Source organism: Streptomyces sp. NPDC048650 (assembly GCF_043199095.1).
Taxonomy (GTDB): domain Bacteria; phylum Actinomycetota; class Actinomycetes; order Streptomycetales; family Streptomycetaceae; genus Streptomyces.
The window spans coordinates 115,742-134,999 of sequence record NZ_JBICVM010000005.1 but is presented as its reverse complement, the minus strand read 5'-3'; the positions used below and the strand labels follow the sequence as shown (position 1 = coordinate 134,999).

General features: G+C 71.2%; 16 protein-coding genes. 7 read left to right on the top strand and 9 right to left on the bottom strand.

What is annotated here, in order from left to right; all coding sequences use genetic code 11:
- Positions 1-33: 33 nt before the first annotated feature.
- The 4 genes from ACGFML_RS15770 to ACGFML_RS15755 form a co-directional block, all read right to left on the bottom strand.
- The gene (locus tag ACGFML_RS15770; RefSeq protein ID WP_393543983.1) at positions 34-1,050 is read right to left on the bottom strand and encodes an SRPBCC family protein; all 1,017 of its coding nucleotides are present in this window, start codon (positions 1,048-1,050) and stop codon (positions 34-36) included.
- A 6-nt stretch (positions 1,051-1,056) separates the two neighbouring features.
- Positions 1,057-2,151 (bottom strand): histone protein, encoded by a 1,095-nt coding sequence (locus ACGFML_RS15765; RefSeq protein ID WP_393543981.1) that lies wholly within the window; start codon positions 2,149-2,151, stop codon positions 1,057-1,059.
- Positions 2,152-2,738: 587 nt separating this feature from the next.
- Positions 2,739-3,644, bottom strand: a complete 906-nt coding sequence (locus ACGFML_RS15760; protein WP_393543979.1) for a glutathione S-transferase C-terminal domain-containing protein — start codon at positions 3,642-3,644, stop codon at positions 2,739-2,741.
- A 302-nt stretch (positions 3,645-3,946) separates the two neighbouring features.
- Positions 3,947-4,069: a putative leader peptide gene (locus tag ACGFML_RS15755; RefSeq protein ID WP_393543977.1), complete on the bottom strand. Its 123-nt coding sequence runs from the start codon at positions 4,067-4,069 to the stop codon at positions 3,947-3,949.
- 237 nt (positions 4,070-4,306) lie between these two features.
- On the opposite strand from ACGFML_RS15755, the gene ACGFML_RS15750 reads away from it, so the two are divergent.
- On the top strand, positions 4,307-4,765 hold the full coding sequence (locus tag ACGFML_RS15750) for an RrF2 family transcriptional regulator (RefSeq protein ID WP_393543975.1): 459 nt from the start codon (positions 4,307-4,309) through the stop codon (positions 4,763-4,765).
- Positions 4,766-5,025: 260 nt separating this feature from the next.
- A complete protein-coding gene (locus ACGFML_RS15745) occupies positions 5,026-6,297 on the top strand; it encodes an acyl-CoA dehydrogenase (RefSeq protein WP_393543973.1) in 1,272 nt (423 codons plus the stop codon).
- A gap of 82 nt (positions 6,298-6,379) precedes the next feature.
- Here the strand turns inward: ACGFML_RS15745 and ACGFML_RS15740 are convergent, their stop codons facing one another.
- From ACGFML_RS15740 to ACGFML_RS15730, 3 genes are read right to left on the bottom strand one after another with little or no spacing between them, the layout of a single operon-like run.
- The gene (locus ACGFML_RS15740) at positions 6,380-7,408 is read right to left on the bottom strand and encodes an ABC transporter substrate-binding protein (RefSeq protein ID WP_393543971.1); all 1,029 of its coding nucleotides are present in this window, start codon (positions 7,406-7,408) and stop codon (positions 6,380-6,382) included.
- Between the two features lie 32 nt (positions 7,409-7,440).
- Positions 7,441-8,313: an ABC transporter permease gene (locus ACGFML_RS15735; RefSeq protein ID WP_393543969.1), complete on the bottom strand. Its 873-nt coding sequence runs from the start codon at positions 8,311-8,313 to the stop codon at positions 7,441-7,443.
- Positions 8,303-9,118 (bottom strand): ABC transporter ATP-binding protein, encoded by an 816-nt coding sequence (locus ACGFML_RS15730; RefSeq protein ID WP_393543968.1) that lies wholly within the window; start codon positions 9,116-9,118, stop codon positions 8,303-8,305. Before ACGFML_RS15730 ends, ACGFML_RS15735 begins: the two co-directional genes overlap by 11 nt.
- Positions 9,119-9,363: 245 nt before the next feature.
- On the opposite strand from ACGFML_RS15730, the gene ACGFML_RS15725 reads away from it, so the two are divergent.
- From ACGFML_RS15725 to grpE, 5 genes are all read left to right on the top strand, one after another.
- On the top strand, positions 9,364-11,040 hold the full coding sequence (locus ACGFML_RS15725; protein WP_393543966.1) for an ATP-binding protein: 1,677 nt from the start codon (positions 9,364-9,366) through the stop codon (positions 11,038-11,040).
- On the top strand, positions 11,037-11,729 hold the full coding sequence (locus ACGFML_RS15720) for a response regulator (protein ID WP_393543965.1): 693 nt from the start codon (positions 11,037-11,039) through the stop codon (positions 11,727-11,729). The genes ACGFML_RS15725 and ACGFML_RS15720 overlap by 4 nt, the downstream gene beginning before the upstream one ends.
- A 185-nt stretch (positions 11,730-11,914) precedes the next feature.
- Positions 11,915-13,297 carry a pyridoxal phosphate-dependent decarboxylase family protein gene (locus ACGFML_RS15715; protein ID WP_393543963.1) on the top strand — a complete coding sequence of 461 codons (1,383 nt, stop codon included), beginning with the start codon at positions 11,915-11,917 and terminating at the stop codon, positions 13,295-13,297.
- Between the two features lie 237 nt (positions 13,298-13,534).
- A complete protein-coding gene (dnaK, locus tag ACGFML_RS15710; RefSeq protein ID WP_393543961.1) occupies positions 13,535-15,424 on the top strand; it encodes a molecular chaperone DnaK in 1,890 nt (629 codons plus the stop codon).
- Positions 15,421-16,050 (top strand): nucleotide exchange factor GrpE, encoded by a 630-nt coding sequence (grpE, locus tag ACGFML_RS15705; RefSeq protein WP_393543959.1) that lies wholly within the window; start codon positions 15,421-15,423, stop codon positions 16,048-16,050. The genes dnaK and grpE overlap by 4 nt, the downstream gene beginning before the upstream one ends.
- A gap of 33 nt (positions 16,051-16,083) precedes the next feature.
- Here the strand turns inward: grpE and ACGFML_RS15700 are convergent, their stop codons facing one another.
- Both ACGFML_RS15700 and ACGFML_RS15695 read right to left on the bottom strand, forming a co-directional pair.
- On the bottom strand, positions 16,084-17,154 hold the full coding sequence (locus ACGFML_RS15700) for a HEAT repeat domain-containing protein (RefSeq protein ID WP_393543957.1): 1,071 nt from the start codon (positions 17,152-17,154) through the stop codon (positions 16,084-16,086).
- An 83-nt stretch (positions 17,155-17,237) separates the two neighbouring features.
- Complete coding sequence (locus ACGFML_RS15695; RefSeq protein ID WP_393543955.1) at positions 17,238-19,208, bottom strand: amino acid transporter; 1,971 nt, start codon at positions 19,206-19,208, stop codon at positions 17,238-17,240.
- Positions 19,209-19,258: the final 50 nt, after the last annotated feature.

Sequence of the window (19,258 nt, the reverse complement as noted above, 5' to 3'; positions counted from 1 at the left end):
CGGGGGTGCGCCGGCACGGGTCCCGTCAGGAACTCATTCCTCGTCTTCGTCGTACTCCTCTTCCTCCTCGTCGTACTCCTCTTCGTCGCCGTCCTCCCCGTCACGCCCCTCGGCCTCGCCGTCCTCGTATTCCTCGTCGTCCTCCTCCTCGCCTTCTCCTTCCTCCTCCTCGTCGTAGTCCTCTTCGTCCTCTCCCTCTTCGCCTTCGGTCTCTTCGTCCTCGGCTTCCTCGTCCTCGACGGCCTCCTCATGTGTCCGTACGACCTCGCCGTCGCGAATCTCCCCGCGCCAGCCCTCCGGCTCTTCGTCGGTGAGGGATACGTAGCGCTGGAAATGCTTGAAATCCAGCCGCAGACGCCGGCCTTGGGCGCGCCATAGATTCCCGGTCTTCTCGAAGAAACCCGACGCGTAGTACTCGACGACCAGGACGATGCGCGTGAGATTGGGTGCCAGTTCGTGGAAGCTGACGGCGCCCCGGGTCGTCCCCTTGGCTCCCTCAGACGTCCAGACGATGCGCTCGTCGGGCACCTGCTCCTGAACGGTCGCCTTCCAGCTCCTTGTTGACGGACCGACCTTGGCCTTCCAGTCGCTGGTCATCTCGTCGCTCTGCGACACATTCCGCACGCCCTTGGTGAAGCCGCTGAACTTCTCGTACTGCGTCCAGTAGTCGTAGGCGGTACGCAGCGGCACACCGACGTCGAGGACTTCGATGATGTTGGTGACCTTGGTGTCGCCCGCCTTGCTCTTCTTTCCGCCACCACCGAAGACTTCCTTGGCCTTCCCGACGACCTTGTCCTTGACCTGGGAGGCCGTACCGGTGATCGCGGCCTTGACCGGGGAATCACCCTGGAGGAGATTCGCTCCGATTTTGCCCAGCGATCCGCCGTTCTCGGCGACATCGGTGAGCTGGCCCGTCACGTCCCCCAGCTTGTCGCCGGCCTTCTCGGCCAGGTTCCCCACCCAGGCGTTCACGTAGTTCCCGAGTTCGCCACGCAGTCGGTCCATGCCCGATTCGCCTGCGTCGCCGTTCTCTCGTTCCGTCTTGGCCATGACCGGCTACCTCCGGCGCGCGGCGCGCGATGATGTCTTCTTGGCAGTCCGCTTCGACGAAGCTGCCTTCTTTCTCGACGGCGCCGCTTTGTTCTGTGCGGCCGTCTTCTTGGCCGGGGCCTTGCCGCCGGTGGCCTTCTTGGCCGGAGCCTTCTTGGCCGGAGCCGACTTCTTCGCCGGGGCCGACTTCTTGGCAGCGGTCTTCTTGGCAGCGGTCTTCTTGGTGGGAGCCGACTTCTTCCCCGCGGTCTTCTTGGCGGGAGCCGACTTCTTCGCAGCTGCCTTCTTGGCCGGAGCCGCCCTCTTCCCCGCGGTCTTCTTCGCGGCGGCCTTCCCGGCGGGGGCCGACTTCGTGGCGGCGGTCCTCTTGGCCGGAGCCTTCTTGGCGGGAGCCGACTTCTTCGCAGCCTTTCCTCCGCCCGCTGCCTTCTCCTCCGTGGCGGCGGACTTCTTCGCTGCCGGCTTCCTTCCGGCCCGTCTCGCCGGAGGTGGCGCCTTGGCGGACGCCCGCGAAGTACGGCGCCGGGGGCGCGCCTTCGGCTCCTCCTCGGCTTCCTCTTCTTCCTCGTCTTCCTCTTCTTCGTCTTCCTCTTCTTCGTCTTCCTCCTCCGGCTCTTCCTCCTCCGGCTCCTCCTCCATGTCGCCCTCTTCGGGCTCCTCTTCCTCCGGTTCTTCTTCCTCCTCCTCTTCCTCTTCCGGCTCCTCTTCCTCCTCCTCTTCGTCCTCCTCCTCGTACTCCTCTTCCGGCTCCTCGCCTTCCTCGCCCTCCTCGTCCGACTCCTCCCCCAGGGCCCCGAGCTTGAGGGTGCGGTCGTGGAGTGTGTCGGCGAGCGTCCCCAACTGACGCTTGGCGGCGGCAGCGAGAGCCTGTCGGCCGACGTCCATCGCTTCCCCGCGCAGCTGGTCGACCAGCTCGGTGACCTGAGGTACCTCGGCAAGCCTGCGGATGCCCTCCGCCACGAGCTGACGTGGCTGGAGGCCGAATTCGCGTCCGGCGAGGTAGGTCGCCGCACTCAGCGCGAAGCGCCCTTTCTTCGTGCGGCCCAGAACATAGCCGCCGGCCAGGGCAGCGGCGAGCAGGACCTTGGTGCCGTCATTCATACGTGCATCACCTCTTCATCGGCGTGCGGCCTACCGTCCGGGCAACGGCTGAGCGGCCGTTCCGTGCCACGTCCGAACGCCTCAACTCGACGGCATCGCATGCCGACGCCCCAGCGCCGAACGGCCCGGCACGGCGCACCTTCGGGCGAGCACCGATGGGGAAAAACAGGGCATTCGGATGTGCTCTCCCATACCTCAAGAGTGATCCGGCTCGCCGCCTGCGCATCCCGAGAGGGCAGCGGGTGACGCTGCGGGACGGAAGGCCGCCGCAGCGTGACGGGGCGGCGAAGGCGGGCGACGCGGCCTTGTCTGCGACAGTCGGCCTTTACCGCGGCCCCTGACCTGCACGGACGCCGAGCATCCACGCAGTCGCCGGTGCGGCGGGTGACAGCGACCGCCTGCCGCACACTCCGCGTAACCGCCGCCGACGGTCGGGCGATCGGAAGTGCGCGGCCCATGAGCACAGCGGCCCGGTCCGGCACCGCCGCCCACCGCTGGGACGGCGGTGAGCCGCGGTGCCGGACCGGGCCGCTCCGCGCCGCCCTTCCTGCGTTGCGGGCGCGGGCCGTAGCTGCCGTCCTCCGGAGTCAGCGAGGCCAGAGGGTGACGGGGCCGGGCCGCCGCGCCGCCGCCCAGTCCACGATCTGCACCGCGGCGCCCGCCGCCTCGTGCCCCCGGCAGCGGGCGTGATGCCGGCGCGCGATGCCCTCCAGGTCGAGGTGGGAGCCGAAGGCGGGGAGGGCCGCGAGGCGTCGGGCGTACGACCACAGCCGCCGGTGGTCGGCGATGCGGTGCACGGCCGCGGCGTCCAGGTGGCAGCGGTGCACGGTGTCCAGCTGCACCAGCGTCGTCCACAACCGGACGTCGGCGAAGGTGGGTTCGTCGTGCGTGCCCTCCAGCAGGTGGTCCCGGCCGGCCAGTCGTCGCTCCAGCGACTCCAGCGCGCCGAACAGGGTGTCCAGCGCGACCTCGTACTCCGGGCTGTCGGTGCCGAGTCGGCCGGCGCGCTGCGCGGCCTCGTTGATGTCCTCGCAGAGCCCTTCGACCACGCCGATGTCGTGCCGGGCGTGACACGGATACAGCTCGGGGCCCTCGCCGCCGAACCGATCCGCCAGGTCGCGCAGGATGTCGGGGGCGTGTGCGCTGACGATCCGCCCCGTCCACCCGTCGCTGAGCACGGGCGCCGCCGCCGGCCCGGGGTGCTGGTGCGAGCTCGCCTCGTACAGCGGCCGCAGCGCGGAGTGCTCGCCGTGCGGCCCGTCGGGCACGGTCGGCAGGAGTGTCACCGGGAGGGTTTCACCAAGGTTCAGCAGGCTGTGGGTGACGGCGATTCTCAGACAGTCCGGACAGGACAGCGAGAGGTGCAGTCGGTAGCGGTGCGCGACCGCGTAGTGGCCGCTGCGCGCATCGCCGCCGATGCGGCCCCGGAGCGACGGCTCGGCGGTCCGGGGCGCCCACGGGGCGGCGGGGGGTGTGGCAGGCGTAGCGGTCATGCGGACTCCCTGGGCTCGGGCCGGTGCACGGATGTACGGGGCAGCGTTCGGTGGGTGTACGGAGCGGGTGTACGGGCGGACGCATGAGGCGGCGTACGGACGGACGGGGAAGCCTCGGTGCGGCAGTCCCGGCAGTCCCGGCAGCAGGCATGGCGAGTGGCCTCGGCGGGCCGTGGGCGGAGCGGATGCCGACTCTCGCCCCGTGCGGCACGGCGCACGGCGGGAGCACACGGGACGGGGCAGCGTACGGGACGGGGCCGCGTACGGGCGGACAGCGGGGCGAGGCCGGAGCCGCCGCCGTCTCAGCCGAGGGGACTGGCCGCGCTGCAGACGCGCAGCAGATCGATGTGGCGGCGCGAGGTGAGAAGGGGAAGCAGCTGGGCCGCGCAGACGGCGCGGTAGGTGTCCAGCGGCGTACGCCCCATGATTTCCCACCCGTTCACTAGGGTTCCCGTCCCTGAGTGTCGAGGCGGCGGTGGGCGGCGTCAAGGGTGGTGCGTCGGTGTGACCCGGCGTGCGGGGTGCCGGGGGCGCCGGCGGACCTCGCCGAACGCCTCTCCGACGGCTCTCGCCAGGGAGGGGGTTGCCCTGGGAGAGCCGGTCGGCCCACCCCGTGCGGGCCCGGAGGCCCCGTCCCCGCTCCCCTGCGGGATAATGCGCACATGCGGATTTCAGCCAGGGCGGACTATGCGGTGCGGGCCGCGCTGCAGCTCGCTGATGCCCAGGACGCGGGCCCGCTCAAGGCGGAGGCCATTGCCGATGCTCAGGACATTCCGCACAAGTTCCTCGAAGGCATCCTCAACGACATGCGCCGCGGCGGGCTCGTCCTGAGCCAGCGCGGCGGCAACGGCGGCTACCGACTGGCCAAGCCCGCGGAGGCCATCAGCATCGCGGACGTCATCCGCGTCGTGGACGGACCGCTGGTGTCGGTTCGCGGCGTGCGGCCGCCGGAGTTGTCCTACAGCGGGCCGGCGGAGTCCTTGCTGCCGCTGTGGGTTGCCCTGCGCGCCAATGTCCGCGAGATCCTCGACGGGGTGTCACTGGCCGATGTCGCCGCCGCCGAGCTGCCCACCCGGGTGTCCGCGCTGACGGAGGACCCGGCCTCCTGGACGAACCCCTAAGGGTTCGCCGAGCCGCGTCGGCCGACGCGGCCTTACCGGCGGCCGTCCGGAATCCGGTCCCTGAGTGTCCACCCCTTGAACGCCCCTTGCCCCGGCGGGAGTCCGGAAGCATCCTTATTCCCTACCAATCCAGTGGGAAAACTAGGGAATACGGGAGGCGGCGGACGTGCGAACGCCGAGCCGGGCCACCGCCGCTCCGCGCCTCTTCCCGGCCGGCGCCCACCGGCCCACCCGACCCGACAGGACGGTGAACCGGCGTCATGCCGAAGAAGTCCGCAGCACGTTCCGCCGCCCCGCAGGCCGGCCACTCGACCAAGGACGGGATGTGGGCCCGCGTCACCCGTGAACTCGCGGACGATCTCGCCGTCGACGCACTCACCCGCGACCGGGCGGGCAAGCCGCCCTTCGACGAGATCGCCCGGCTGCGCGAGGCCGGCCTGCCCGCGCTGCTGCTGCCGCCCGGCCCGCCGGACCGCGGCAGTGACTGGCGGACGGCGTGCCGGGTGATCCGGGAGATCGCCGCGGCCGACAGCTCCATCGGGGAACTGCTCGCCCGTCACCACGCCCTGTCGTGGAGTGCGCGATTCTTCGGCGCACCGGAGCGAGCCGACGCACTGGAGCTCCGGGCGGCCGAGGAACAGTGGCTCTGGGGCGGTGGCATCGACGTCCCGGGGACGGACAGGGAGACGGAGACCGGGCCGGAGCTCACCGTCACCCCGTCCGCGGCAGGGTACGTCCTCAACGGGCGCAAGTCCTTCGCCGCCGGAGTGACCGTCGCCGACCGGCTGGTACTGGGTGCGCTCTGCACCGAAACCGGCGAGTCCCGGGTGGTGCTGGTGGACCCGGCGCATCCCGCCGTAGCCGCCGACCTGGCGCACGACCGGCTCGGCCAGCGGCTCACCGCGGCCGGCAGCATCGGCTTCACCAACGTCCCCGTGCGCCCCGACCAGATCCTCGGCACCGTCCCCCGGGACGAGCACGACCTCTCGCCGTTCGCCGCGTTGGCCCCGCTGGCGCTGCGCCTCGCCCTCGTCCACGTCGCCCTGGGCATCGCCGAGGGCGCCCTGGCCGAGGCGCGGGACTTCAGCCGCGCCGCGCCGCGTACCTGGCCCGTCACGGTCCCGGACGACGGCGGGTACGCGGACCGACCGGGCCGGGATCCCTACCTCCTGCTCGCCTACGGCGAAATGGTGGCCGCCGCCCATACCGCCGCGGCGGTCGTCGAGCCGGCCACGGAGGCGCTGGCGAGGGGGCTCCTTCTGGGCGGTGAACTCGGTGTCGACGAACGTGCCGACATCGCCGTCCTCGTCGCCGCGGCCGAGGCCGTCACCAGCAGATCCGCCATGCGCATCACCACCCGCATCATGGAACTCACCGACGCCGCCGACACCCCCGCCGACGGTCCGGGCTTCGACAGGTTCTGGCGCAACGCGCGCGTCCTGACGGCACAGGGCTCCGCCACCCACAGCCTCCGCGACATCGGCGACCACTACCTGAACGGCACGCATCCCACCTTGACCCTGCACGCCTGATCGGCGGGCGCGGCGGCCACCGCCGCGACGGCCGGTTGTCGCACGGGGGCTCCGCCGGCAACCGGCGCCGCTCCGGGGCCGGTCAGCCCGATTTCTTCACGAATTCCGTGGTGTAGGTCTTCGCCAAGTCGACCGAGGCGTTCTTGAGGTTGGGGTTGAAGGACTTGAGGACGCGTTCGACGGTGGCGGGTCCGTCGGGCGGCATCACTCCGTCCTTGGTGAACATCGGCAGGGTGTCCTTGATCGCCTGGGCATACAGCTTCTCGCCGCCCTGGGCGTAATCGGACGGCATCTTGGCCGCGATCTGCTCGGGGGTGTGGGTGGACATCCATCTGAGGGTCTTCACCAAGGCGTTGGCCAGCTTCTGCACCGTCTGCTTGTGGCCGTTCACCCAGTCGGTGTTCATGTAGAGGCTGGAGGAGGGGTACGGCCCGCCGAGCGCCTGCTTCGAGCCCTCGGGGGTGCGCATGTCGAGGAGCACCTTGCCGAGGTTCTTGTTCACGACCTGCGCGACCGTGGGGTCGGTCGTCATTCCGCCCTGGATGGAGCCCTGTTGGAGGGCCGAGAGGAAGGTCTGGCCGGCGCCGACCGCCACCGGCGTGAACTCGTCGGTCCGTACGCCGTTCTTGACCGCGAGGTATTCGGTCAGGAAGTCGGTGGACGAGCCGAGGCCCGTCACGCCGAGCTTCTTGCCCTTGAAGTCCTTCGGGGAGGTGAGGTTCCCCGCCGCCTTGCGGGAGACCACCTCCACCTCGCCGGGAGCGTGGGCGAGCTGGACCACCGACTCCACCTGCTTGCCCTTGACCTGGAGATCGAGGGTGTGGTCGTAGAAGCCGACCACACCCTGCACATCGCCGGAGACGAGGGAGGTGGTGGCCTGTACGCCGGCCGGCTCGGTGAGCAGCGTGACGTCGAGGCCCTCGGCCTTGAAGTAGCCGAGCTGCTGGGTGAGTCGCGCGGGGAGGTAGATGACCTTGTCGAGGCCACCCACCATGATCTTGAGGCTGCCGTCCTCGGCATCGGAACCCGCGGCCGGCGAGCCACCGCCGCCGCAGGCGGTGAGGGTGGCCAGGGCCAGGGCGGCGGCCGACAGTCTGAGGGGGATACGCATGATCACGTCCTTGGGGAGAGGGCTGGGGTGGTTCAGCGGTCGGCGCCGGCATCGGCCGGCTTCCAGCGGAAGAGTCGCCGTTCGAGGAAGGCCAGCAGCCCTTCGGCGAGCAGGGCGACGACGGCGAGGATCGCCATGGCCGCGTACACACCGGCCGCGTTGAAGGTGCCCTGCGATGCCGAGACCAGCAGGCCCAGGCCCTTGGTGGCGCCGATGTACTCGCCGACGATCGCGCCGATGAGGGCGAAACCGAAGCTGACGTGCAGGCTGGTGAAGATCCAGGAGGTGGCGGAGGGGATCACGACCTGCAGGGTGACCTGGCGCGGGCTCGCGCCGAGGATCCGGGAGTTGGCGACCAGATTGCGGTCGACCTCCCGGGCGCCCTGGAAGGCGTTGAAGAACACCGGGAAGAAGACGAGCACGACCGCGGAGGCCACCTTGGAGGCCGGCCCGAGACCGAACCAGATGAGGAAGATGGGCGCGAGGACGATCCGCGGCAGGGCGTTGAGCACCTTGATGTACGGGCCGAGCACATCGGCGAGGAAGCGGATCCGGCCGAGCGCGATGCCCAGCACGACGCCGCCGATCACGCCGATGACCCAGCCGAGGAGCGCCTCGTAGAGCGTGTACCAGATCTGCTCCCACAGCGAGCCCTGCGGGGTGCCGTGCAGCGCCCACTGGCTGATCTGGTCCCAGATCTTCGAGGGCATCGAGAAGTTGAAGGAATCGATGACGGCGGCGCGTGCCAGCCCCTCCCAGAGCCCGATCAGTCCGATGAGGAGCAGCACCCGGGTGCCATGCACCAGGAGTGTGCGATTGCGGGCGGCGCGCGCCCGGGCCTGTGCACGGTCCGTACGGCCCGTCCCCGCGCCGGACTTGGCCGGGACGACGGTCTCAGGCGGCATCTGCGGCGCCCCTCTCGCGGGTGATCCGTACCTCTTCGCCGAGCGACGACCAGATCTCCCGGTAGATCTCGATGAAGCGTGGCTCCAGCCGCACCGACTCGACCCGGCGGGGGCGGGGCAGGTCGATGGCGAAGACCTCCTTGACGGTCGCGGGGCCCGCCGTCATCACCACCACCTTGTCGGCGAGGGCGATGGACTCCTCCAGGTCGTGCGTCACAAAGACGACGGAGGCACCGGTCCCCGACCACAGGTCCAGGAGTTCGTCCGACATCAGGGCCCGCGTCTGGACGTCGAGGGCGGAGAACGGCTCGTCCATGAGCAGGAGTTCGGGGTCGTTGACGAAGGTGGCGGCGAGCGCGACGCGTTTGCGCTGGCCGCCGGAGAGCTGGTGCGGATAGCGGTCCGCGAAGGCGGCCAGGCCGACCCTGGCGAGCCACTCGTGCGCCCGGTCCTTCGCCTCGGGCTTCGGCACGCCGCGGAAGCGCGGCCCGGCCATCACGTTCGACAGCACGGTGCGCCAGGGGAAGACCGCGTCCTGCTGGAAGACGAATCCGATCTTGTCTCCGATGCCGCGGACCGGCTCGCCGGCGACGCGCACCTCACCCGTCGTGGGCTCCTCGAGCCCGCTGATCAGCGTCAGCGTGGTGGACTTGCCGCAGCCGGTGGGCCCGACGACGGCGACGAACTCCCCCCGCTCGACGACCAGGTCGAGATCCCGGACGGCGGTGTGCAGTGCTCCCGACGGGGTCCGGAACGCCTTGCTCGTACCCCGCAGTTCGATGGCGGGACTGGGATGGCGGCTCATGGCCCGGGAGGCTAGGAGCGATCCGGCCCGGTACGGCAGCCTTGTGGGCGCAAGCCGCCGTTCTGCGCGCAATACCTGTTGTGCTCGTTTTGCTCACGCCGGAACGACGGAAGCATGACCAGGGGGTGGGCAGCCGCTCACCCACGGCTTACGGTGCGGTCATCGCGGCGCCACGGAAGGTCCTCTTCGGTGGCGCCGCGGAAGCCGGGACGGGCCGGCGACACGGGCGACGAGGGGGGGACGGCATGCGGATCCACTGGCCCCGTCGGATCTTCGCGCAGGTCCTGACCGCGCAGGTGGCCATCACCACCGGCGTGATGGTGCTGACCACCGGTCTGTTCCTGGCTCCCCTCGGCTCGGAGCTCGACGACCAGGCGATGCGACGGGCCCTGTCGATCGCCCAGACCACCGCGGCCGACCCGGAACTCGCCAGGGAACTGGTCGCCACCGAACCGGATCCGCGTGGTCCGGTGCAGACCGGCGCCGAGCGGATCCGCACGGCCACGGGCGCCCTGTACGTCGTCGTGATGGACACCCGCGGAGTGCGCTGGTCGCACACGAACACCGGTGAGATCGGCCGGCATGTGTCCACCGATCCGAGCCGGACCCTGGCCGGGAGGGAGGTCCGGCAGATCGACACCGGCACTCTGGGGCGGTCGGCCCGCGCCAAGGTGCCGTTGCGAGACGGCCGAGGCCGGATCGTCGGCGCGGTGTCGGTCGGCATCGCGTACGACAGCGTCCGCGGGCGGTTGCTCGGCACCATCCCCGGGCTGCTGCGCTACGCGGGCGCGGCGCTGGCCGTCGGCGTGCTCGCCGCGATCGCCGTCTCGCGCCGGCTGCGGCACCGTACGCACGGCGTCGCGTTCGCCGATATCTCCGCGCTGCTCGACGAGCGGGAGGCGATGCTGCACAGCATCCGCGAAGGCGTGGTGGCCTGCGACCGGCACGGACGGATCCGGCTGGTCAACGACGAGGCCGCGCGACTGCTCGGCCTCGGTGCGGGGGCCGCGGGCCGGGTGCCGGACGAGGTGCTGCCGGCCGGCCGGACGACGGAGGTGCTGACCGGGCGGGTGGCCGGGACGGACCTGCTGGCGGTCAGCGGGGGGCGGGTGCTGGTCGCCAACCGGGTGCCGACCCGGGACGGCGGCGCGGTGGTGACCCTGCGCGACCGCACCGAACTGGAACTGCTCGGCCGTGAACTGGACAGTACGCAGGGCCTGTTGGATGCCCTGCGCGCCCAGGACCACGAGCACGCCAACCGGTTGCACACCCTGCGCGGGCTGCTCGAACTGGGGCGGCACGAGATGGCGGTGGAGTTCGTCGCCCAGGTGGCCGGCGCCCACCGGGCGTCCGCGGAGCAGATCGCCGAGCGGGTGCCGGACCCGCTGCTGTCCGCGCTGCTCGTCGGCAAGGCGGCCGTCGCGGCCGAACGCGGCGTGTCGCTGCGCGTGTCGGCGACCACCCTGCTGCCGGCCACGGTGGTCGACCCGCGGGACCTGGTGACCGTCCTGGGCAATCTCCTCGACAACGCGCTGGACGCGGTCGGCGGCCACGGCCGCGCCGAGCCGTTCGTCGAGGTGGACCTGCGTGCCGAGGGCAGTACGGCCGTCCTGCGGGTCTCGGACACCGGCCCCGGCGTGCCGCCCGCGCTGCGCGAGGAGATCTTCGCCGAGGGCTGGTCCACCAAGGCCGCCCCTCCCGCGGCCGCCCACCGCGGCCGGGGCATCGGCCTGGCGCTGGTCCGCCGGCTCGCCGAACGGTACGGCGGGATGGCCCGGGTCACCGCCCGCGCGGGCGGCGGCGCGGTCTTCACCGTGGTACTGCCGGAGGCACTCGCCCGGGAGGACTCGGCCCCGGGCGAGTGCCCGGGTGCGCCGGGCGACTCCTGCACCCCGCTGCCGGCCACCGGAGGGACCACGTGATCGACGTCCTGGTCGTGGACGACGACTTCCATGTCGCCGAGATCAATGCCGCCTATGTCTCCCAGGTACCCGGCTTCCGCGTCACCGGCCGCGCGCACTCGGCCGCGCAGGCGCTGGCCGCCCTGGAGCGCACCCACGTCGATCTGGTGCTGCTCGACCACTACCTGCCGGACGAGACGGGTCTGGTGCTGATGCGGCGGCTGCGTCAGCTCGGCCACCACGCCGACGTGATCATGGTGACGGCGGCCCGCGATGTGGCCACCGTCCAGGACGCGATGCGCTGCGGCGCGCTGCAGTACCTCGTCAAACCGTTCGGCTACTCCGGCCTGCGCGCCAAGCTGGAGGGCTACGCCGCCCTGCGGCGGACGGTCGCGGGCGTCGGCGGACGCGGCGAGGCCGGGCAGGAACAGGTGGACCGGATATTCGGCGCCTTCCGGACCGTCGACGCCCCGCGCGCGGAACTCCCCAAGGGCCACTCGGCAGCCACCGTCGACCTCATACGCCACGTCCTCGGCGAGGCCGCCCAACCGCTCTCCGCCCACGAGGTGGCCGGCCGCGCGGGGGTCAGCCGGTCCACCGCCCAGCGCTACCTCAAACACCTCGAACGCACCGGCCACATCACCCTGACCCTGAAATACGGCGACACCGGCCGGCCGGAGCACCGCTACCGATGGACGGACGGACGGTAACGGCCAGCGCGTACCGGCCCGAGCTCCCTGAGGGCCCCTGACGGCTGTTCTGGGGCCCCTGACGGCCGCTCCTCCCTCCCGAACACCGGTCCAGTTCTTCGTGATTGGACCGGGCGGGCGGAGCCGTCGGCGATCTAGCCTCATGGCAGGAGGGCCACCTGGCCCCCGCTGCGAACGGAGCCCGTATGCACCCGCGACTCGCCGCCGATCTCGCCGAACTGCCGGAGCTGTTGGAGGCCGCGCAACGGCACGCCGTGGCATTTCTCGACGGCCTGGCAGAGGCGCCGGTCGTACCGGAGGTGCCGGCCCGGCGAGCGGTGCCGCTGCCCGAGGAGGCCGTCGGACTGTCCGGTGCCCTGCGGGATTTCGCGGCCCGTTGGGAGCCGGGCATGTCCGCGAGCGCCGGGCCCCGCTACCTCGGGTTCGTCACCGGCGGCGCGACGCCCGCCGCACTGGCCGGCGACTGGCTGACCGCGGCCGTGGACCAGAACGCGACGTCGTCGCTGGACGCCACAGGTCAGCACCTCGAACGGGAGACGGTCGGCTGGCTGCGCCAGCTGTTCGGGCTCTCCGAGGATCACGAAGGGGCCCTGGTCAGCGGGGCCACCATGGCCAACACGGTCGGCCTGGCGATCGCCCGCGAATGGCTCGGTGAGCGGCGCGGCGTCTCACCCGCCGAGGCGGGGGTGGCGGCACTCGGTGCCGTACGCGTCCTGTCGGGCAGCCCGCACTCCAGCGTGGCCAAGGGCCTGTCCGTGCTGGGCCTGGGCCGGGCCGCGCTCCGGACGGTGGCCACCCTCCCCGGGCGGGAGGCCGTCGACCCGGTGGCGCTGGAGGCGGAGCTGCGGGACGCGGACGGCCCGTGCATCGTCGTGGCCAACGCCGGCACGGTCAACACCGTCGACTTCGACGATCTGCGGGCCCTGGCGGCGCTGCGCGATCGCTACGGCTGCTGGCTGCACGTCGATGCCGCGTTCGGCGCCTTCGCCTCGCTCTCCCCCGATCACGCCCACTTGACCGACGGCCTCGACCTGGCCGACTCCGTCTGCGTCGACCTGCACAAATGGCTGAACGTGCCGTACGACAGCGCGGTGCAGTTCACCCGGCGCCGGGACCTGCAGGCCCGGGTGTTCCAGAACGCCGCCGTCTACCTCGGCGCCGTGGGCGCCGAACCCGATCTCGTCCATCTCACCCCCGAGAACTCCCACCGGCTGCGCGCGCTCTCGGCATGGTTCACCCTGCGCGCGTACGGGCGCGCCGGCCACCGCGAGATCGTCGAGCGCAATGTGGCCTGCGCCCGCACGCTCGGCTCCGCCATCGAGAAGATCGAGGGACTCCGGCTCCTCGCACCGGTCCGGCTGAACGTCGTCTGCTTCACCCTGGCCGACGGGCCCACCCCCGAACGCCTCGCCGCCCTCGCCGACCGGCTGACCGCCGAGGTCTTCATGACCCCGACCCGGTACGCCGGGCAGCCCGCCCTGCGGGCCGCCTTCAGCAACTGGCGCACGACGGACGAGGACGTCCAGCGGGTCGCGCGGGCGCTGGAGCACGCCGTCCGCGCCGGGTGAACCCCGCGGGCCGCGATACCGGCCTCCCACCCCGCAAGGGGTGGCCATCTGGCCTATTTGCCACGAATTCGGAGCAACTTGACAGGCGAGTTGGCACGATTTATGCAAATGGTGTAGGTGGCTTGCTCTCCGTACCAGCAGGTGAGAGGGCCTGTGTGGTGGACCGTACGGCGCAGCATCGCTGCCCGAGTCGGCGACCGCTCCGTGAGCGGGCGGCCGCGAGGTGAGGAGAGAACCATGGCACGCGCAGTGGGCATTGACCTCGGTACGACGAACTCGGTGGTCAGCGTGATGGAGGGCGGTGAGCCCACCGTGATCACCAATGCCGAGGGTGCCCGGACCACACCGTCGGTGGTCGGATTCGCCAAGGGCGGCGACGTACTGGTCGGCGAGATCGCGAAGCGGCAGGCCGTGACCAACATCGAGCGCACCGCCCGCTCGGTCAAGCGCCACATGGGCGATGCCCAGTGGCGCTTCCCGGAGAGCGGCGACATCGACGGAAAGCGCTACACCGCGCAGGAGATCTCCGCGCGGGTGCTGCAGAAGCTCAAACGGGACGCCGAACAGTATCTGGGCGAGGACGTGACGGACGCCGTCGTCACGGTCCCGGCCTACTTCAACGACGCGCAGCGCACCGCGACCAAGGAGGCCGGGGAGATCGCGGGCCTGAAGGTACTGCGGATCGTCAACGAGCCGACCGCCGCGGCGCTGGCCTACGGCCTGGACAAGGAGAACGACCAGACCATCCTGGTCTTCGACCTCGGTGGCGGCACCTTCGACGTCTCGCTGCTGGAGATCGGCGACGGCGTCGTCGAGGTGAAGGCCACCAACGGCGACACCGGTCTCGGCGGTGACGACTGGGACCAGCGCGTCGTCGACCACCTGGCCAAGCAGTTCAAGAACGCGTACGGCATCGACCTGTCGAAGGACAAGATGGCCACCCAGCGGCTGCGCGAGGCCGCCGAGAAGGCGAAGATCGAGCTGTCCGCGGCGACCGAGACCACGATCAACCTGCCGTATCTGAGCGCATCGCCCGACGGGCCGCTGCACATGGACGAAAAGCTGACGCGCGCCCAGTTCGAGCAGCTGACCGCCGACCTTCTGGAGCGCTGCAAGGCCCCGTTCCACAACGCCGTCAAGGACGCGGGGATCAAGATCTCCGACATCAACGACGTGATCCTGGTCGGCGGCTCCACCCGGATGCCCGCGGTGACCGAGCTGGTCAAGGAGCTGACCGGCAAGGACCCGCACAAGGGCGTCAACCCGGACGAGGTCGTCGCCATCGGCGCCACCCTCCAGGCCGGCGTCCTCAAGGGCGAGGTCAAGGACGTCCTCCTGCTGGACGTCACCCCGCTGTCCCTCGGTATCGAGACCAAGGGCGGCATCATGACCAAGCTCATCGAGCGCAACACGACCATTCCCACCAAACGCTCGGAGATCTTCACGACGGCCGAGGACAACCAGCCGTCGGTGCAGATCCAGGTGTTCCAGGGCGAGCGCGAGATCGCGGCGTACAACAAGAAGCTCGGGATGTTCGAGCTGACCGGCCTGCCGCCCGCACCGCGCAGCATCCCGCAGATCGAGGTCTCCTTCGACATCGACGCCAACGGCATCATGCACGTCACGGCCAAGGACCTGGGCACCGGCAAGGAGCAGAAGATGACCGTCACCGGCGGCTCCTCGCTGCCCAAGGACGACATCGACCGGATGGTCCAGGAGGCGGAGCGGCACGCCGAGGAGGACACCAAGCGCCGCGAGGCCGCCGAGACCCGCAACCAGGCCGAGCAGCTCGTCTACCAGACCGAGAAGTTCCTCAAGGACAACGAGGACAAGGTCCCCGGTGAGGTCAGGACCGAGGTCGAGGAAGCCGTCGGCGAGCTGAAGGAGAAGCTCAAGGGCTCCGCCGAGGGCGACAACACCGCCGAGCTGCGCGCCGCCACCGAGAAGGTCGCGGCCGTCTCGCAGAAGCTGGGCCAGGCCCTGTACTCCGACGCGCAGGCCGCCGGCGGCGCCGAGGGCGCGGGTGCGTCCGGCGCGTCGGGTGCGTCCGGTGAGCAGGGCAAGGCCGAGGACGACGTCGTCGACGCGGAGATCGTCGACGACGACAAGCAGGAGGGGTCGCGATGAACCGCCCCACCGGCGCCCGCGGTCACCCCCATCCGCCGCTGTCGATCGTCCGGGACCGGCCGCACGAGGGTCCCGCGGTGCTCCCTCCCCGGGCCTGCCGTGCTCCGGATCCCGCGGATCCGGACGGCCGCACGCCGGCCGACCAGGACGCGGCCGTCGTCCAGCCGGTGTCGCCCGAGGCGGCACTCGGCGCCGAGCTGCGGGAGCGCACGGCCGATCTGCAACGGCTGAAGGCCGAGTACGACAACTACCGCAAGCGGGTCCGCCGCGACCGCCTGGCGGTCGGTGAGGCCGCCGTGGCCAATGTGCTGGCCCGCCTGCTGCCCGTACTCGACGCCCTGGCGGAGGCCGCCGAGCAGGGCGAGCTGACGGGTGGCTTCCGGCAGGTCGGCGAGGCACTGGAGGCCGAACTGGCCGCGCTGGGGCTGGAATCCTTCGGCACACCGGGCGCCCCCTTCGACCCGGTCCGCCATGAGGCCATCACCTACACCGCGGCCGACCTCCCCGCCGGCCAGGCGGAACGCGCCGTGTGCGCCGCCGTCCTCCGCCGGGGATACCGCGTCGGCGGCAGGCTGCTGCGGCCCGCCCAGGTGGCGGTCACGGAAGAGGCGCGCATCGTGCAGTGACGGTGGTGACCCGGGTGCGGCAGCGTGCCCGGGTCAGGCGTCGGCGGAAGGTCCGCCGGCGAGCTGGCGCAGGATCCAGCCGGCCTTCTCGCGGACCGGCCGGTCGGGGTCGGACAGCATCGGGGTGAGATCGGCTTCGGTGATCGCGCCGGAGTCGTGGAGGACGTGGGCGGCCGTCCGGCGCACTTCGGGACTGGTATCGCACAGCAGGGCGCGGGCCCGCGCATGCCAGGCACCGCCGCGGCGGGCCAGGGTGGACAGCGCCGTGGCGCGGACGTCCTCGGACGTGTCCGTCAGGGCGCGGAGGAACGTGGGGTCGTCGGCGGGCACCGGGCGGCGGCCCAGCGCGATGACGGCCGCCCGGCGGACCTCGGCGACGGCGTCGCCCACCGCGGCGGCCCGGAGATCCGACCTGGCGGCCGGGGTGAGTGCCGGATGACGGCCCAATGTCCAAGCGGCCGCATGCCGTTGGACCGGGTCGGGTGCATCGCGGAGTACGCATGCCGGCGCGGGCGGGCCGGACGGCAGGGAGAGGTCGAAGCCGGCCGTGCTCATCCCGGCGGAGACTTCGTCGAGCCATCTTTCGTACCAGGCGAGGAAGCCGCTGTCGTGGCAGAAGAACGGCGGCCGCAGATCGATGTCGGCGTTGACGAGGCGCCCCCTGGCGGGGCCGGAGACCACGAGGAGGGTGTAGCCGCTGCACCCCTGACTGGTGAGCGCGATGGCGCCGGGGAAGGGCTCGGCATCCGGGTCGCCCCAGGCGTCGTACCCGTCGGGTCCCGGTACGGGGCCGGTGGGCGAGAGCGGGAAGGGGGTGCGCAGATGGCCCGGCCGGACGGCATCGAGGACGGCGAGGTCCCAGTCCTCCAGCGGCAGCAGGCCGTAATGCGGACCGGCGCCGGCGTGGCCGAGCGTGGTGAGGAAGCCGCGGTAGCCCTCCGGGAGGCGGATGCCGTGCCGGGTCTCGAACTCCCGCACCCGGGCCTCGGGCAGCGGCCGGCCCAGCCGGAAGCGGTGGGCCTCTTCACCGAAGGAGTGGGCCCGCCCGGTCAGACCGGGGACGAGGGCGAGCTTGGCGGCGATCCTGCGCAGGCGTTCGTGCACGCCGTATCAACTCGCCATGGGGCGGGTGGAGTTCCCGCGGTGGCCGGTGCGCGAAAGAGTTGGCACGGGCCACCGCGGGGCGCTCATCCGACGTGGACGCGGGGGCGGCGGTCGCGGTCGGGTTCGGCCTCGCGCAGCACCTCGCGGGTGACCGGGGCCACTTCGCCCTGGCCGAAGAGGAAGAACCGCAGGAACTGGGCGAAGGGGTTTCCTTCGGTCCACTCGAAGTAGATGTGCGGCCGCTGCCCGGTCATGTCCCGCACGTGCAGCAGCAGGGCGGCGAGGGCGTTGGAGATGGTGGAGCTGTCGACGCAGAGCACCCGGTAGCGGCCGTGCAGCAGCTCGCCGCGCACCCGCAGCTCGCTCTCGAACTCGGAGGGGTCGCCGACGGTGACCTCGACGAAGACGAGGTCGTCCTCGGGCGGAATGTCGTTGTCGGCGCCGATCTGCTCGAGCTTGTCGCGGTATTCGGCCACATCGCGCTGGTCGGGCTCGTTGGCGATGAAGCGGATGCCGTGCCCGGCGGCGTCGCGGACGAACTGTTCGGCCGTGTCGTCGAGGACCACGCTGGTCACCCGTAGCTCGAAGGCGCGGGCGATGCGGGAGAGGAACGACACCAGGATGATGCCGGCGATGAAGCAGGCGCCGATCTTCACACCGTCGGGCCGCTCGATGACGTTGACCACGGTGGTGTAGAGGAACACCACCGAGATCACCGAGAAGCCGATGGTCCAGCCGCGCTGGCGGGCGCGCCGGGCGGCGATGGTCACGGCGATCGCGGCGGAGCTGATCAGGACGAGGACGCCGGTGGCGTAGGCGCCGCCCTGGGCGTCCACGTCGGCGTTGAAGATCCAGGTCACCAGGAAGGCGATCAGCGTGAAGACCAGCACCATGGGGCGCACCGCCCGCGCCCAGTGGGGCGCCATGCCGTAGCGGGGCAGGTAGCGGGGCATCAGGTTGAGGAGTCCGGCCATGGCGGAGGCGCCGGCGAACCAGAGGATGGCGATGGTGGAGACGTCGTAGACGGTGCCGAAGGCGGAGCCCAGGTATTCGTGGGCCAGGTAGGCGAGGGCGCGGCCGTTGGCACTGCCCCCGGACTTGAACGCGCTCTCCGGGATGAGCAGGGTCGTGATGAAGCTGGTGATGATCAGGAAGACGCTCATGATCACGGCGGAGGTGGTGAGCAGCTTCTTCGTGCCGCGGATCCGGCCGGTGGGGCGCGCTTCGGTGTCCTGCTCGTCGCCCTCGACGTGCGGCATGACGGCGACACCGGTCTCGAATCCGGACAGGCCCAGCGCCAGCTTCGGGAAGACCAGGAGGGCCACGCCGACCATCGCCAGGACGTTGCCGTGCTCGGTGGTCAGCGCATGGGACCAGTCGGTGACCACATGGCCCGCGGCGGCCACGTGCCACAGCCCGACGACGACCACGGCCACGTTCAGCCCGAGGTAGAGCCCGACCAGGACGACCGCCACCCCGATCGCCTCCAGGAACCCCTTGAGGAACACCGCACCCAGCAGGGCGACCAGGACGAGGGTGATGACCATCTGCTGGTTGTGCAGAACGCTGTTGACGTGCGGGTTCTCCACCAGGTGGGTGGAGGCGTCGGCCGCCGACAAGGTGATGGTGATGAGGAAGTCGGTGGCGGCGAAGCCCAGCAGGGTCAGGACGAACAGCTTGCCCTTCCAGAAGGACAGCAGCCGCTCCAGCATCGCGATCGAGCCCTCGCCGCGCGGGCTCTCCTCCGCCACTCGGCGGTACACCGGCAGCGCGCCGGCGAGCGTGACGATGACGAGGACGATGGTGGCGATCGGCGACAGCAGGCCGGCGGCCAGGGCGGCGATGCCCGGCTGGTACCCGAGGGTGGAGAAGTAGTCCACGCCCGTCAGGCACATCACCCGCCACCAGCGTTGCCCGCGGTGGGCGGGCTCCGGCGTGGGCTGTGCGCCCTCCTGATGCCTGGCCATATCGGCCAGTCCCTCCAGCATCCATGCCCGCAGGCGGCTGCGTGCGGGGGTCCTGGCAGCAGAACCTGCCGGGGCGGGCGAGCTCATCGTGCGCTCCTGTCGTACGGCGAAAGCTTTCGGCCATCGACGAGACGGCC

Excerpts from the sequence above, each read along its gene's own strand:
- ACGFML_RS15770 (WP_393543983.1), bottom strand. The coding sequence starts at position 1,050 with ATGGCCAAGACGGAACGAGAGAACGGCGACGCAGGCGAATCGGGCATG.
- ACGFML_RS15765 (WP_393543981.1), bottom strand. The coding sequence starts at position 2,151 with ATGAATGACGGCACCAAGGTCCTGCTCGCCGCTGCCCTGGCCGGCGGC.
- ACGFML_RS15760 (WP_393543979.1), bottom strand. The coding sequence starts at position 3,644 with ATGACCGCTACGCCTGCCACACCCCCCGCCGCCCCGTGGGCGCCCCGG.
- ACGFML_RS15755 (WP_393543977.1), bottom strand. The coding sequence starts at position 4,069 with ATGGGGCGTACGCCGCTGGACACCTACCGCGCCGTCTGCGCGGCCCAG.
- ACGFML_RS15750 (WP_393543975.1), top strand. The coding sequence starts at position 4,307 with ATGCGGATTTCAGCCAGGGCGGACTATGCGGTGCGGGCCGCGCTGCAG.
- ACGFML_RS15745 (WP_393543973.1), top strand. The coding sequence starts at position 5,026 with ATGCCGAAGAAGTCCGCAGCACGTTCCGCCGCCCCGCAGGCCGGCCAC.
- ACGFML_RS15740 (WP_393543971.1), bottom strand. The coding sequence starts at position 7,408 with ATGCGTATCCCCCTCAGACTGTCGGCCGCCGCCCTGGCCCTGGCCACC.
- ACGFML_RS15735 (WP_393543969.1), bottom strand. The coding sequence starts at position 8,313 with ATGCCGCCTGAGACCGTCGTCCCGGCCAAGTCCGGCGCGGGGACGGGC.
- ACGFML_RS15730 (WP_393543968.1), bottom strand. The coding sequence starts at position 9,118 with ATGAGCCGCCATCCCAGTCCCGCCATCGAACTGCGGGGTACGAGCAAG.
- ACGFML_RS15725 (WP_393543966.1), top strand. The coding sequence starts at position 9,364 with ATGCGGATCCACTGGCCCCGTCGGATCTTCGCGCAGGTCCTGACCGCG.
- ACGFML_RS15715 (WP_393543963.1), top strand. The coding sequence starts at position 11,915 with ATGCACCCGCGACTCGCCGCCGATCTCGCCGAACTGCCGGAGCTGTTG.
- dnaK (WP_393543961.1), top strand. The coding sequence starts at position 13,535 with ATGGCACGCGCAGTGGGCATTGACCTCGGTACGACGAACTCGGTGGTC.
- grpE (WP_393543959.1), top strand. The coding sequence starts at position 15,421 with ATGAACCGCCCCACCGGCGCCCGCGGTCACCCCCATCCGCCGCTGTCG.
- ACGFML_RS15695 (WP_393543955.1), bottom strand. The coding sequence starts at position 19,208 with ATGAGCTCGCCCGCCCCGGCAGGTTCTGCTGCCAGGACCCCCGCACGC.